The sequence below is a fragment of the Aequorivita sediminis genome (assembly GCF_032080575.2).
GTDB classification, from domain to species: domain Bacteria; phylum Bacteroidota; class Bacteroidia; order Flavobacteriales; family Flavobacteriaceae; genus Aequorivita; species Aequorivita sediminis.
This window is the reverse complement of record NZ_JAVLSO020000002.1, coordinates 500496-514188: the sequence shown is the minus strand read 5'-3', so window position 1 is coordinate 514188 and position 13693 is coordinate 500496. Positions and strand designations below refer to the sequence as shown.

General features: G+C 34.3%; 12 protein-coding genes. 4 read left to right on the top strand and 8 right to left on the bottom strand.

What is annotated here, in order from left to right:
• Positions 1–5: 5 nt before the first annotated feature.
• Positions 6–3008 (top strand): aminotransferase class III-fold pyridoxal phosphate-dependent enzyme, encoded by a 3003-nt coding sequence (locus RT250_RS05825; RefSeq protein WP_313112962.1) that lies wholly within the window; start codon positions 6–8, stop codon positions 3006–3008.
• Between the two features lie 50 nt (positions 3009–3058).
• On the opposite strand, the gene RT250_RS05820 is transcribed toward RT250_RS05825, so the two are convergent.
• Entirely contained in the window at positions 3059–4093 is a 1035-nt protein-coding gene (locus RT250_RS05820; RefSeq protein ID WP_313112960.1) for an AI-2E family transporter, read from the bottom strand.
• A gap of 198 nt (positions 4094–4291) precedes the next feature.
• Between RT250_RS05820 and RT250_RS05815 the strand changes: the two genes are divergently transcribed.
• Positions 4292–4720, top strand: coding sequence for a YybH family protein (locus RT250_RS05815; RefSeq protein WP_313112958.1), 429 nt, complete (start codon positions 4292–4294; stop codon positions 4718–4720).
• Here the strand turns inward: RT250_RS05815 and RT250_RS05810 are convergent.
• The 6 genes from RT250_RS05810 to hemW all read right to left on the bottom strand — a co-directional run bounded on the left by RT250_RS05810 (position 4717) and on the right by hemW (position 10763).
• Positions 4717–5712 (bottom strand): metal-dependent hydrolase, encoded by a 996-nt coding sequence (locus tag RT250_RS05810; protein ID WP_313112957.1) that lies wholly within the window; start codon positions 5710–5712, stop codon positions 4717–4719. The genes RT250_RS05815 and RT250_RS05810 overlap by 4 nt on opposite strands.
• 10 nt (positions 5713–5722) lie before the next feature.
• Positions 5723–7495: a MutS-related protein gene (locus RT250_RS05805; RefSeq protein WP_313112956.1), complete on the bottom strand. Its 1773-nt coding sequence runs from the start codon at positions 7493–7495 to the stop codon at positions 5723–5725.
• Between the two features lie 17 nt (positions 7496–7512).
• Positions 7513–7890, bottom strand: coding sequence for an MmcQ/YjbR family DNA-binding protein (locus RT250_RS05800; protein WP_313112954.1), 378 nt, complete (start codon positions 7888–7890; stop codon positions 7513–7515).
• 41 nt (positions 7891–7931) lie between these two features.
• Complete coding sequence (locus RT250_RS05795) at positions 7932–8543, bottom strand: DUF4230 domain-containing protein (protein ID WP_313112952.1); 612 nt, start codon at positions 8541–8543, stop codon at positions 7932–7934.
• 138 nt (positions 8544–8681) lie between these two features.
• Positions 8682–9428, bottom strand: a complete 747-nt coding sequence (locus RT250_RS05790) for a cyclase family protein (RefSeq protein ID WP_313112950.1) — start codon at positions 9426–9428, stop codon at positions 8682–8684.
• A gap of 156 nt (positions 9429–9584) precedes the next feature.
• Positions 9585–10763, bottom strand: a complete 1179-nt coding sequence (gene hemW / locus RT250_RS05785; RefSeq protein ID WP_313112947.1) for a radical SAM family heme chaperone HemW — start codon at positions 10761–10763, stop codon at positions 9585–9587.
• Positions 10764–10891: 128 nt separating this feature from the next.
• On the opposite strand from hemW, the gene RT250_RS05780 reads away from it, so the two are divergent.
• A complete protein-coding gene (locus tag RT250_RS05780; RefSeq protein WP_313112945.1) occupies positions 10892–11953 on the top strand; it encodes a transporter substrate-binding domain-containing protein in 1062 nt (353 codons plus the stop codon).
• Between the two features lie 77 nt (positions 11954–12030).
• Here RT250_RS05780 and ruvC read toward each other — a convergent pair whose 3' ends face one another.
• Complete coding sequence (gene ruvC, locus RT250_RS05775) at positions 12031–12582, bottom strand: crossover junction endodeoxyribonuclease RuvC (protein ID WP_313112943.1); 552 nt, start codon at positions 12580–12582, stop codon at positions 12031–12033.
• Between the two features lie 126 nt (positions 12583–12708).
• Between ruvC and RT250_RS05770 the strand changes: the two genes are divergently transcribed.
• Positions 12709–13665 (top strand): lysylphosphatidylglycerol synthase domain-containing protein, encoded by a 957-nt coding sequence (locus RT250_RS05770; RefSeq protein ID WP_313112941.1) that lies wholly within the window; start codon positions 12709–12711, stop codon positions 13663–13665.
• Positions 13666–13693: the final 28 nt, after the last annotated feature.

Sequence of the window (13693 nt, the reverse complement as noted above, 5' to 3'; positions counted from 1 at the left end):
AAGCTATGTCTAAAATCACTGCTCAAGAAGCTTCCAAAATCGCTCAACAACATTTTAAAATAACTGCCGAGGCTATCGAGCTAGATGGTTATGAAGATGAAAATTTTCTTTTAGAAACAAATACAAAAGAGAAATATCTTCTAAAAATTTCTTCTGAAGAAAACAAAGCATTACTAAATTTTCAGAATGAAATTTTAAGCTTTCTTTCAACCAAAAACCTGCCTTTTCAAACTTCAAAAGCTCTTAATTCTAAAGATGGAACTCCCCTTATAACAATTTCCAATAGGAAAACCGCACGATTACTTTCTTGGGTTCCTGGCCGTATTTGGGCCGATGTAAATCCGAAAACTGAACGCTTAAGAACTAATTTAGGTGAAACAGCAGGTATTTTAACCAAGGTATTGCAGGATTTTAAACATACTGCGGCTCATAGAAATTTAGAATGGGATTTAGCGAATTCAGATTGGACAAACAATCATATTAATCGTTTCGATGGAGAAGAAAAAGAAGCCATTCAACACTTTCAAACTAGGTTTTTAGAAATTCAGCCTGTTTACAATACTCTTCCAAAAAGTATCATACACAACGATTTAAACGATTACAACATCTTGGTTACTTCTAATTTAAAAGAACCAAAGATTTCGGGGTTAATAGATTTTGGAGACTCCGTTTTTACGCAAACGGTAAATGATCTCGCCATAACTTTAGCCTATGCGATAACTGAGGTTCCAGATCCGCTTTCTGCGGCTATAGATATACTGAAAGCTTATAACAAAAACTATCGCTTTTCTGAAGACGAATTAAAATGTCTTTACACTTTGGTAGGTATGCGTTTGGTTACAACACTTACCAATGCCTCTCTAAAAAAAGAAGAATTTCCAAACGATGATTACTATGGTATAAGTGTAAAACCTGCTCAACATTTACTGCAAAAATGGTTTAAAGTAAATGAGACTTTTGCTTATTATTCTTTACGAAATGCGTGTGGATACTCAGCACATCCATTAGAAGAAAAGTTTGAAATTTGGGCGAAAAGCAATCAAATTTCCTTAAAGACTATATTTCCCAGTGTCATTTCAGAAAAAATCGTGAACCTAGATATGAGTGTTGGCAGTACTTTATTAGGAAATCTTTCTGAATATAACGATCCTGAAGTTTCAGAATTTAAACTAAAACAATTTCAGAAACACCATCCTAAAACCATACTCTTAAATGGTTATTTAGAAACTCGACCTTTTTACACAACCGACGCTTTTAAAAGTGAAGGTAATAACGGCCCTGAATATCGTGCCGTCCATTTAGGAACTGATTTCTGGGTACCGGCAGAAACACCTGTTCACGCACCTTTTGACGCTGTTGTAAAAGTTGTCCACCACAATAATTACGATAAAGATTATGGCCCTATGATAATCTTAGAACACAGTTTTGAAGGGGATTTATTTTACACACTTTATGGCCACTTATCACTTAGCTCTCTAAGCATTTTAAAACCTGGGCAACTAGTAAAACAGCGTGACCTTATAGCACACATAGGATCTCCAAATGAAAATGGAAACTGGGCGCCACATTTGCATTTTCAAATTATTTTGGATCTTTTAGGAAATAATGAAAACTTCAACGGCGTTGCATTACCGGCAAAAGTTGATGTTTGGAAAAGCATCTGCCCTAATCCGAATCTGATATTTAAAGAAGAACTAGAGAATTTAGAGAAAGAGCTTTCAGAAGAAAGTATAATTGAATTCAGAAAAGATCACCTTGGGAAAAGCTTGAGTCTTTCGTATGACAAACCTTTGCATATTGTACGTGGTGAAGGCGTTTACTTGATAGATATTGAAGGAAGAAAATATCTAGACACCGTCAACAATGTAAACCACGTTGGACATCAGCATCCAAAAGTAGTTTTGGCTGGGCAAAGGCAAATGGCTGTTTTAAATACAAATACCCGCTATTTACACAAAGAAATTATCGCTTACGCTGAAGCATTACTAAAAAAGCTTCCAGAACATTTATCCGTGATTCACATCGTAAATTCTGGTAGCGAAGCTAATGAACTCGCTTTGCGAATGGCGAAAACAGTAACTGGCAGTAAAGATATTTTAGCCATTGAAGTTGGATACCATGGCAACACTAACGCTGTGATGGATGTGAGTTCGTACAAATTTGAAGGTGAGGGCGGTTTTCCAAAACCTGAGACGACGCATATTTTACCACTTCCCGATCCATATCGCGGGAAATACACTGGAGATAACTGCGGTGTAGATTATGCCCAACACGCAAAGGAAATTATTAAAACTTTAAAGGCAGATGGAAAGGGAATTGCAGGGTTTATTGGGGAAACACTTGTAAGTTGTGGCGGACAAATTGTTCCTCCTAAAGATTATTTCAAAGAAATTTACAAACACATTCACCAAGCAGGTGGTATTTGCATAGCCGATGAAGTACAAACAGGATTTGGACGAATGGGAAAAACATTTTGGGCATTTGAGCTTTACGATGTTAAACCAGATATAGTTACTATGGGAAAACCTGCAGGAAACGGGCACCCATTAGCAGTTGTAGCTTGTACAAAAGAAGTTGCGGAAAAATTTAATACAGGTATGGAATACTTCAACACCTTTGGTGGTAATCCTGTTTCCTGTGCTGTGGGTCGCACTGTTTTAGAAATTATCGAAGAGGAAAACCTACAACAAAACGCTTTAGAAGTTGGCGAATTTTTAAAAACTGAATTAAAAAGTTTACAAAAACAATTTCCAATAATTGGAGATGTACGTGGGGAAGGACTGTTTTTAGGGTTCGAATTAAATGATGCACTTAAAAACCCATTGCCAGACCATGCTTCATATTTGGCAAATAGAATGAAACAATTTGGGATTCTTATGAGTACTGATGGTCCCAACCACAACGTTTTAAAAATAAAACCGCCAATTGTCTTCAGTAAAGAGAATGCTGAAGAGCTCCTTTTTAGGTTGGAAACTGTGTTTGGAGAAAATTATATGATGAAGTTTTAATCACAAAAGTATGCACTTTTATTTTTCTCATTAAGGCTGCCAAGTTTAAACTAGGAATCGCTTTTTTGTAATAAATGCGCATAAGCTTCCATTCCTTTTGTATGTTCGAAAATCACTTTTAAAACGCCAATAATGGGTAATGAAATAATAGCTCCCACCATTCCCCATAATGTTGAAAAAAGGATAACTCCAAAAACGGTAGTAAATGGATTTAAATTTATTTCGTCTCCAATAATCCAGGGTGTCAAAATATAATTTTCAACTATTTGCGCTGCTGAAATTACACCTATAACTATTAAAGCTGGGGTACTTCCTGCGTATAAAAAGGACAGTAACACGGCAAAACCACCACCTATAAAATTACCTACATATGGAATTATGGAAAAAAGTGCTGCAAAAAGAGCCAAAAATAGTGCGTAAGGTACCGAACCAAGAGTAAAACCTAAATAGTAAATCCCAAATAAGAAAAGCATTATTTTGCTTTTGCCCAATAAATAGCTACTTATAATTTTTGCAGAGTTAGCTAGTAAAGATCCCATTGCCAAAGAGTTTGAAGAAAGTTTCTTAAAAAATCCTATGAACATTTCTTTCTGCATCAATAACAAAATAACGTAAATAAAAATAATAAACGATTGCGACAATAGGTTTAAAATACTAGACAAAAAGGTAGTTGCGAGATTTTCTGCCTTTTGAACTAAACGCTTATTGTTTTCAATATAATTTTGATAATCATAGTTAAAACGTTGATTTGCCCATTCTGAAAGATTGTTCAACTTTTCACTCGCTTTGTCCTTAATAGTAGGCCAGTCACCCGCAATATTATTAACCTGTGAGCTGATTAACCAGGAAAGCAAAAAGAAAACGAGAAGCATAAATAAAATAGATAAGGTAATTGACAGCCAGTTAGGCACTCCCCGTTGATTGAGTTTTTTGATAGGTTTATCAAGTAAAACTGCAATAATAGCAGCTACTAGCAAAGGCATTAATATACTAGCGCCTAGGTAAAACAATGTTAATACCCCACCTATTATTAAGAGGGTTTTTATTATATAATTACTAGAAATATTTATTTTAGAATCGCTCAATTAGGTTTCTTTTAAATAATCTAAAGTATTGTTTAGGTAAATTTAGAATAATTTAGTCGTTAATCCACAAATTATTAGTGAGTGATTGTTTAGTTAGTTAGTAAGATAAAATGGCAAAATCTTACTTTGAAATTATGTATTAATAGAATAACATAGCAATAATTAATATAATCCTTAGATTAAAGAAAATAATAAATAATGAAAAAATTATCCATACTTCTCTTCTTAATAACAAGCTTAACTGCTTTCTCCCAATCAAATGTTTCTGATAAAGAGGCGATTCTTTTGGTTTTAAAATCACAAGAAAAGGCTTGGAATCAATTCGATTTAGAAGGTTATATGCAAGGCTATTGGAAAAGTGATTCTTTGAAGTTTTACGGCAGTAGCGGCCTTACGAACGGTTGGCAAAAAACATTAAACAACTACAAAAAATCTTATCCGTCTAAGGAGTTTACGGGAACTTTACATTTCACAATCGCTGCAATGACTAAAATTGAAGAAAATTCTTATCACGTGATGGGGGAATACCACTTGGTTAGAAAAATGGGTAATGCCAATGGTGTTTTCTTAATTATCTTTAAAAAGATTGATGGCAATTGGAGAATTGTAGCAGATATGAGTTGTTAACTCCCTTTTATTCGCTTCCAAAGATCCGAAAGAAGTCTTTTGGCTTCACTCCTATCTTTTGGCTCTTCAGTAACAACAACCTTGTCACCTACCTTATCTAAACGAAAACTAAAGGCAAATTTCCCAACACTCTGATCTACACTCATCATTCCAAAACGAAGATCATTAAGGTAAATTCCATCTTCCTTTTCAGAAACAGTGTACCAACCTTGGGTGATTTTGATAAGCTGTTTTACCTTGTCTTCATTCGCTAAATCACCAAGTGCTTCATGGTTTTTAAGGTGTGAAAAAAACTGAATTGGTTGGGTATCAAAAAATGAATAATCGCCAATTAAAAATGCGTCTTCAGTTTGAACATTTGCGGTCCATAGAATTGTATTAAACGGACTAGGTTTCGTTTGTAATTCTATATAATCAATATTTTGTTCTTCTAATGCCTTTTCAAATTTCAGATAGGTGATTCCTTTTAGGATTATGGTTAATGCCAAATAACTGCTACTCACAATTAAACCTAAATTGTTGAACTTTTGTCTTTTAATACTTCCTCTTTTCTGAAGCATTGCCAAAATTAAAAATACTAGAAATGGCAACGTATAAAGTGGGTCTATTACAAATATGTTTTTAAATGCCAATCGAATATCAAAAGGCCAAAAAAGTTGAGTTCCCCATGTGGTATGTGCGTCTAACAAGGGGTGAGTAACAAAACACAAAAACCAGAATAAAAACCATTCTTTTAATCTCGCTCGCTTATCCCATTTTGAACACAGATAAGCGAAAAACAACCCAAAGGCAATTGAAAAAACGATAGAATGAGTAAACCCTCGGTGGATTTCTAAAGCATTAACTGTATCGGTAAAATGACTTGAAAGCACGTCTAAATCGGGAATTGTACCTGCAATTGCCCCCAAAGCCATAGCTTTGTTTCCAATCTTTTTTCCTAAAACTGCCTCACCTACTGCGGCTCCTAAAACTATCTGTGTAACTGAATCCATTATAAAAAGTCTAATCTACTATCTCCATTTTTTTTAACAAGAATGAAGCATTCATATTTTGACAAATTCCCGGTTTAAAAGTATAATCGAAAAAGAGTTCGTCGTTTTCTATACGTGCATCAAAGAAGTAATTTTTCACTTCCGGCAATTCATCTGCTGCAGCACATAAACTTAAATCGTGAGTCGCTATAATTCCTGTTGAATTACTCGCTACAAGTTTTTCAACAAACTTTCGAGAACCAATAGCCTTATCGGTACTGTTTGTCCCTTTTAAAATCTCGTCTAAAATGATAAAATAACGGTCGGTTTTAATTTCGTCGACTATAAATTTTAAACGTTTTAACTCACTAAAGAAATAAGATTCATCATCTGTTAAACTATCGGTAGTTCGCATACTTGTGATGAGTTTTATTGGATTGTATTCAGCTTTCTCAGCAGAAACAGGCAATCCCATATTTCCCATTACTATTTGAAGCGAAACAGTTCTTAGAAACGTACTTTTCCCAGCCATATTTGCTCCTGTCACAATAAAAAATTCTTCTGAATTTATTAAAATGTCATTGCGAACCATAACCGATTCATCAAGTAATGGATGTCCAGCGCCTTCCACTTTTAAAACGGGAACCCTATCGTTAATTTCAGGGAAAACATAATGAGGATGATTAAACGCAAAGTTCCCTAAACTGTTATAAGCATCGAAGAACGTGATAACCTCAAACCAATGTGGAACACTCGCTTTATGTGCATTAATCCACTCTTCAATATGATAGCATTGGCGAAGGTTGCGAAGTGTAAATCCATTGATTATCGGACCAAAAAGCATAATATTCCCCTGTTCTAGAACATCCAAATGCCTAGAGAATTTTTTCAAAGTGGTTGAAGCTTTAGTATCGGCCTCAATTACAGAATTACGTTTTTTAGAAAGTATTTCTGAAGTAAATTCTTCATCTTCTATCTCTAAAATCAGTTTATGAAATTGGTCGAAAATGCTTTGTAGTTTGGAAGTACGAGATGACAGTTCATTTATTCTTTTCCCATAAATACCAGTAAGGACAAAACCTAATAAAAACCATCCAGCAGTAACGTAACCTGAGAGTAAATCGAGATAATTTAAAACAAACAACCCAACAGAAACAACAGTGAAAACAAATGAAACTGGTTTAATCCACTTTGGTGCAAATGCTTTATAATCTTTCAACCAACTTGTAACATCGGTTACCGAGGCTTCAGTTTTTACTAGGGAAGCAATACTTGAAAAACGTTGACGCCACTCAGCTTTCTCGGCTATTTCTTGAATAGCTTTTTGCTTTTCAGGAATAGCATCAACCTTGTTTTCGGTGAAAATTTCAGCTAGATAGTCGGAGCCGCTTTCAAGGGCTGTTCTATTTAAATATTGGAAGAAAGAGCCACGTCCAAAAAGATCGATATCCTGACTGTAAAAATGGTTAGGATTTAAATACTTTTCTCCTGAAGGCAAATGATGAAAAGCTCTATTTAATACTTCTAATTCCGTTTCATTTTGAGCTATCAATGCTTTTCTTAAATCTCTTTCATATTGCAGTGCGCTATGCTTAGTAACTAGATAGATAAAGGTGATGATTGCAAAAAATATAATTGCAACAACAATTTTCCCGTTTCCGAAGAAAAAATACACTCCAAAACACGCCAATAAAAAAACTAGCAATCGGATACTGCTCGATATAGCGAGTTTGCGTTTTAAATTTTGCAACTCCTTAGAGTAGATATTAATCTGTTGCTTATAAAAGTCTGATGGTTTGTTCATTATAGGTATTTTAAACCTTACAAGTCTGAATGACCATTTAGGTTTTGTAATTCTGCTTGAAGTTTTTTGGTAAGTCCTTTTACTACTAAATTATATGATTGATCAATTAACTCAATAATTAAATCTCGTGGCAAATTTCCTTCTATTTCCACAGTATTCCAATGTTTTTTGTTCATATGATACCCAGGGACAATTAAACTGTCGTATTCCTCCCTTAATTCAAGAGCTCGTTCGGGGTTGCATTTTAAATTTACTGTGGTGGGAATTGAATCGATACCTGTAAGTGCAAAAATCTTCCCCATAACTTTAAAAACAAGTACTTTATCGTCGAAAGGAAAAGATTCGGTTACTCCTATTTTAGAGAGACAGTAGTCTCTAAACTCTTCTATATTCATAGGGGGGATTTTAACCCTAACGGGTTAGGAGTTTTAAATAGTTATTTTTCAAGCTTAGGCTTTTCTTCCAAAGCATAAAGCGCAGAGTAATCCAATTTCCAGTTAATGGTTTCAACTAGCGTTTCCATAAGTTGAATAGTTTCTAAAGCTTGTTTAGAGGCTTCGTTAAACAAATCGGTTTCAGGGATTTTATCTACTATATGCTTTTTAGCTTCTTGATTAATTTCGGTTAAATCGCTAGCTGTAAAAGGGTTTGCCCAACCTTCGCGTTTATCGTAATATTTAAAATCGGTTTCAATAGTAAGTAATTCTGGTTGCGGGAAATTTGTTAAGATAATGGTCTTTTTCTCCGTATCTGCCCTCATTTTCACTTTTGTAAGATCGAATCCAATATGTGCTTTTGCTTCTATTAAAACTAAAGCCTTCTTTTTGCCTAATAAAAGATTCACCCACTTGTCTTTTACATTCTCATAGTAGAATATTTCAGAGAAATCGCCTTCAATTGTAATGAATTTACAAACACTGCGAATTTTTTCCATTAAAATTATAGATTGGGTGTTTACTTTTTCTTGTTTTCGTACACCACTAAATCGCGCAAAAAGAATGTAAGCTAATATGGCCCCAACAGCCAAACCTATAAAAAGATATTCCATAAGATTTTTTACTTATCTAAAGTTCTAACTAGTACATAGTTTAAAACAAAATTACAGTTATTAAAGTTAATAGCGATTATTAGCGATAATTATAACCCGTTATTAAAAATGCTTAGCGTTATAGCATGACTTTTTCAATTAATGAATTTTGTACAAAACGGGTTTGCTTGGGGAAGCATCATTATGAAATGAAGCCATCTGTAAATTGAGCAAATACTCGCCATCTACAATCGAATCTGCAACATATATTAATTCTGTAATCGTACAATCTTTACGTGGGTTTTCTGGATAATTCCAAAATGCTTTGTGTGCCAAAAGCTTCCCTTCGTCCATTTCCTGATCTACCGAGGGAAGATCTATTAGCAAGTGTTTTACCCCAATTTCTCTAAGGTAATGCGCTGCCTTTTCATGTAAAAAAGGCCAATTGGTATTAGACCAGTGTTTTGATTTTTTTTCTGAAGAATTAGGCAAGGTTCTTATTACTATGGCTTCTGGAGTTTTCCCATTTAAGGCCTGGCGAATTGTTTCTTCAAAAATAATTTCATCTTCTCCAACTTCAGATGTATTCACTGAGATGACTTCAGCTATAAAAAAGAAAGTTTTTAAGGCATCGTTTACAGAATAGAATTCTTCTGAAATATGGCCAAAACTTTCAGTATGCGTCCCATGACCGTGGGGATTGAAATAAATATTATTAAAATTTACAGAAGCTCCTTCAGAAACCTTCCCTACCCAGTCTTCCATTTGCACAGGTTCTATTGTAGGTTCAGTTAAGTACCAAGCTAGTGGATTTTCTTCATTGCCCTGTATAGGTAGTGAAATATCCAATGGTTTGGACAGATCAACAGTTATAATTTGATTATTTATTTCAATAGTAGTTTTCATTATTTAAATTTCAAGTTTGCAAAACTCAATATTTCAAGGGTTTCCTATGCATTGAAATTACACAAAGCCGAAAAAAGAAACCTCACAAAATTTAATCAACTAAAGATACAATTTTTAAAACCTAATTAGTATTTACAATTTGTTTGGATTAAGAGTTTATATCCAAAACAAATCACTTGCTATTCCATCGCTCAAAAACTTCCCTTTTCTTGATACTTTTAAGCTTCGATTCTCCAAAATAAGTAGTTCCTTGAATAAATGATCTTCGGCTTGCTTTAAAAGATATACAACTAAGGCATTCCCATATTCAGCTTCAACCTTAGACAAGGAAACTCCTTTCTTGGTACGCAAGCCGGTCATTATATATTCGTTATACCTATCTTCTATAGAAAGATTTTCCATTTCAGAAGGAAGAATTTTTTCTCCAATACTTTTAATGTATTTCGTATTATTTGCCACATTCCAGCTGCGGGATTTTCCGTTATAGCTATGTGCTGAAGGGCCAATTCCTAAATAGGGTTTTCCTTCCCAATAGGCAGTATTGTTTCTAGAATAAAATCCTTCTTTTCCAAAATTTGAAAACTCGTAATTATCAAATCCTGCCTTTTCTGTTTCATCTACTAAAATTTCGTAATGCTGCTTTGCCACCTCTTCATCTACGGCTGGAATTATTCCTTTATCGATAAACTTTTTAAGGGCAGTTCGCGGTTCTACCGTAAGTGCATAACACGATAAATGCGGCACGTTGAGGTCGAGTGCAATATTTAAATTTTCTATCCACCGCTCATTAGACATCCCTGGAATTCCGTAAATTAAATCGATACTTATATTCTCAAAATGTTTTTGAGCTTCTTTTATACAATCTAACGCTTCGGTAGCGTTGTGAGCGCGGTTCATTAGCTTAAGATCCTCTTCAAAAAAAGATTGAATTCCTATGCTGAGGCGGTTAATTCCCAGAGTTTTATAATTTTCGAAAATAGCGCTCGACTGCGCTCGAACAGAGAGTATATCATCAGGGTTTGCTTCTAAGGTGATTTCTGGGTTTTCAGAAACTTTGAAGTTTTTAAAAACTGTTTCTAAAATCTGCTGCAATTCTTCCGAAGAAAGTAAACTCGGGGTTCCACCACCAAAATAGATGGTTTCTACTATCCCCTGCACCTCGTCTTTGCGAAGTATCAACTCTTGACAGAGCGCAGTAATTAGCTCTCCTTTTTTCTTTAAAGAAGTTGAAAAGTGAAAGTCGCAGTAATGACAAGCTTGTTTACAAAATGGAATATGAATATATATGCCAAAGCTTTTATTACTTACTACATCATTTTCTGAAATATTCTCCATATTATAAAGGGGATTGCGACATTAAAAAGCTCAAAACTTCATAAGTCCTCAAAATTAGTTATTATTTTTACCGCAATTAGCATTCAACACTTCAAATTCCGAAACTCAACTCATTAAAAAACCGAAATATGCCTCGAATTATATTACTCACTTTTCTTTTATGTTCTACAATTTTTTTTGGACAAACAGATGAAAAAGTTATTCGAGTAGGCTATACTGGTTCTACTCCTTTTGTAATGCACGACCAAAAAGAGGAGGGAATTGTATTTGATATTTGGAAAGAAATAGCCTATGATCTTCAGCTGAAATACACTTTTAAGGCATTTTCCTCAACCGAAGAGGGTATTGCAGCGACTAAAAACAATGAAGTTGATATTTTAATAGGGCCAACAACTATAAATGAAGAACGAGCTAAAGAAATATCGTTTTCTCAACCGTATTACAATACCGAAATGGCAATTCTAGCACCCATTATAGAGCAGACATTTTGGGATAAAGTAAAACCTATTTTTTCCAAAACTTTTCTTTATGGAGTGTTGGGTTTATTACTCGTACTTAGCGTAGTTGGATTTTTATTTTGGATAGTCGAAGGCAGAAAGTACAAGGAAGACTATGGGGATAAGTTTTATAAGGGTATTGGTTCTGGGGTATGGTTAGCGATTGTAACCATGACAACTGTTGGGTATGGCGATTATGCGCCTCGAACTCCTGCAGGACGATTTGTAATGGGGGCTTGGATGATTATTTCGTTAATTTTAGCTACATCATTTGTTGCGGGTATTGCAACTACCCTATCCCTTACAACTGTTCAGCAAAATAAAACCATTACTAGCATACAGCATTTAGAAGGTAAAAAAGTAGCCGTTCCGAATTATAAAAAAATAATGGACAGAGTTAGTAATGTAGAGGGCACTCCTATTGGCGTGCATTCCGTTTCTGAAGGATATGAAATGTTACTGAACAAAAAGGTAGATGCTTTAATTTACGACCAAATTCCACTAGAATATATTTTTCAACTGAAGGATAAAGATGAATTCATCTTAAGTATGAAGAAAATCGAACCTCAATATTATGGCTTTATATTCCCTATTGAAAGTGATTTAAAAAGAAAAGTTGATATCGAAATTATCAAGCTTCAAGAGAATAAAGAAATCGAACACATTGTACAAGATTGGATTTCCAGGAATTAATCGAAAACTGAAAGATTGCAGAAGGATTTAAAACTGTTATTATTCAACTTCGCTAAACAATGGTGTGGTAATTAATTTTACTTAACCCTGTCTTCATTCTGCTTTACAAAAGCAGCCCAACCTGAGTAGCTTTTTCCTACTTCAACTCTCCCAGAATTGTAATAATGACAAACTGCAGCTGCGAGTCCGTCGGTACTATCTAGGTTTTTTGGAAGTTCTTTTAACCCTAAAACACTTTGAAGCATTTTAGCCACTTGCTCTTTACTAGCATTTCCGTTTCCAGTGATTGCCATTTTTATCTTCTTGGGGGAATACTCGGTAATGGGAATCTGTCTTGAAAGTCCGGCAGCCATTGCTACACCTTGAGCTCTACCTAACTTCAACATAGACTGCACATTTTTTCCAAAAAAAGGCGCTTCAATAGCTATCTCGTCTGGGTGATGCGTGTCTATAAGTTCGATGGTGCGTTCAAAAATCAATCTTAGTTTTACATAATGGTCGTCGTATTTTTTCAATTGAAGTTCATTGAGTTGAAGAAACTCCATCTTTTTACCCACAACCTTTATAAGCCCAAATCCCATAATGGTAGTTCCAGGGTCAATTCCTAAAATTATTTTTTCTGTTTGCATTTGTCAGATCCCGAAAATCTTAACCCCAACGTTTATAGGATGATTTTCTATATTTATATATATTTAAAAATGAAGAAACACCTTCCCAAAAAAGAGACAAGTTAATTCATTTTGTATTTTAGCCTAATGACTACTGAATCCTACAAAGCTAAACAATATCTCCTTGCTTCAGCAAAGGCTTTGATTTTGGTTATTACCTTTGGATACATTTTTTATAAATTAAAGAACAGCCCTACAGTAAATCTCGTTGATTTTATTTCTTTAATTCAAAAGAAGGGAAGCAACGTAATTTACTTTTTGAGCTTATTTCTAGGACTAACTGCTGCAAATTGGTTTTTTGAAATCTTAAAATGGCAAACTTTAGTGTCAACTATAGAAAAAATTAATTTTAAAACAGCAATGAAACAAAGTCTAGCATCACTTACAGTTTCATTGGCAACACCAAATAGAGTTGGGGAATATGGTGCTAAAGTTTTGTTTTTTGAAAGATTAAAAAGAAAAAAAATACTCTTTTTAAACTTCTTGTCAGGAACTGCTCAAATGTTGGCAACGGTGATTTTTGGGGTGATTGGTTTATTTTATTTCCTTCGGAATTTTAAGGTTGACTATTCTATTGCTTTATTTCTGTATTTCGGATTAGGACTCATTACAATCTTATGCATTGCTTATTATTTTAATAAAAAGAAACTTAAAAATAAGCACTTAATCAATTCTAAGGCAATCTTGTTTTTCAAAAAAATCCCGTTTCATGTTAAACTGAAAACTATAGTTTTTTCAATTTTTCGATATGTTATTTTCAGTGGGATGTTTTACTGTATGCTGCTTTTTTTTGGCGCCGACATTGCATTTGTAGAAGCAATGTTGCTAATATTTTCTATGTACTTACTAGTTTCTATCCTACCGACACTTTTTATTTTCGATGTGGTTATTCGAGGAGGGGTGGCAGTTTGGGTATTTTCTTTTGCTGGAATATCAGAATTGGTAGTACTTCCAACTGTACTGGCGATGTGGTTTTTTAATTTCGTGCTACCTTCAATTTTAGGAAGTTTATATGTAGTTACCTATCAACTTGCAACCCGATGATTTGGGGGTTATTAAGTTTATTTGCTTG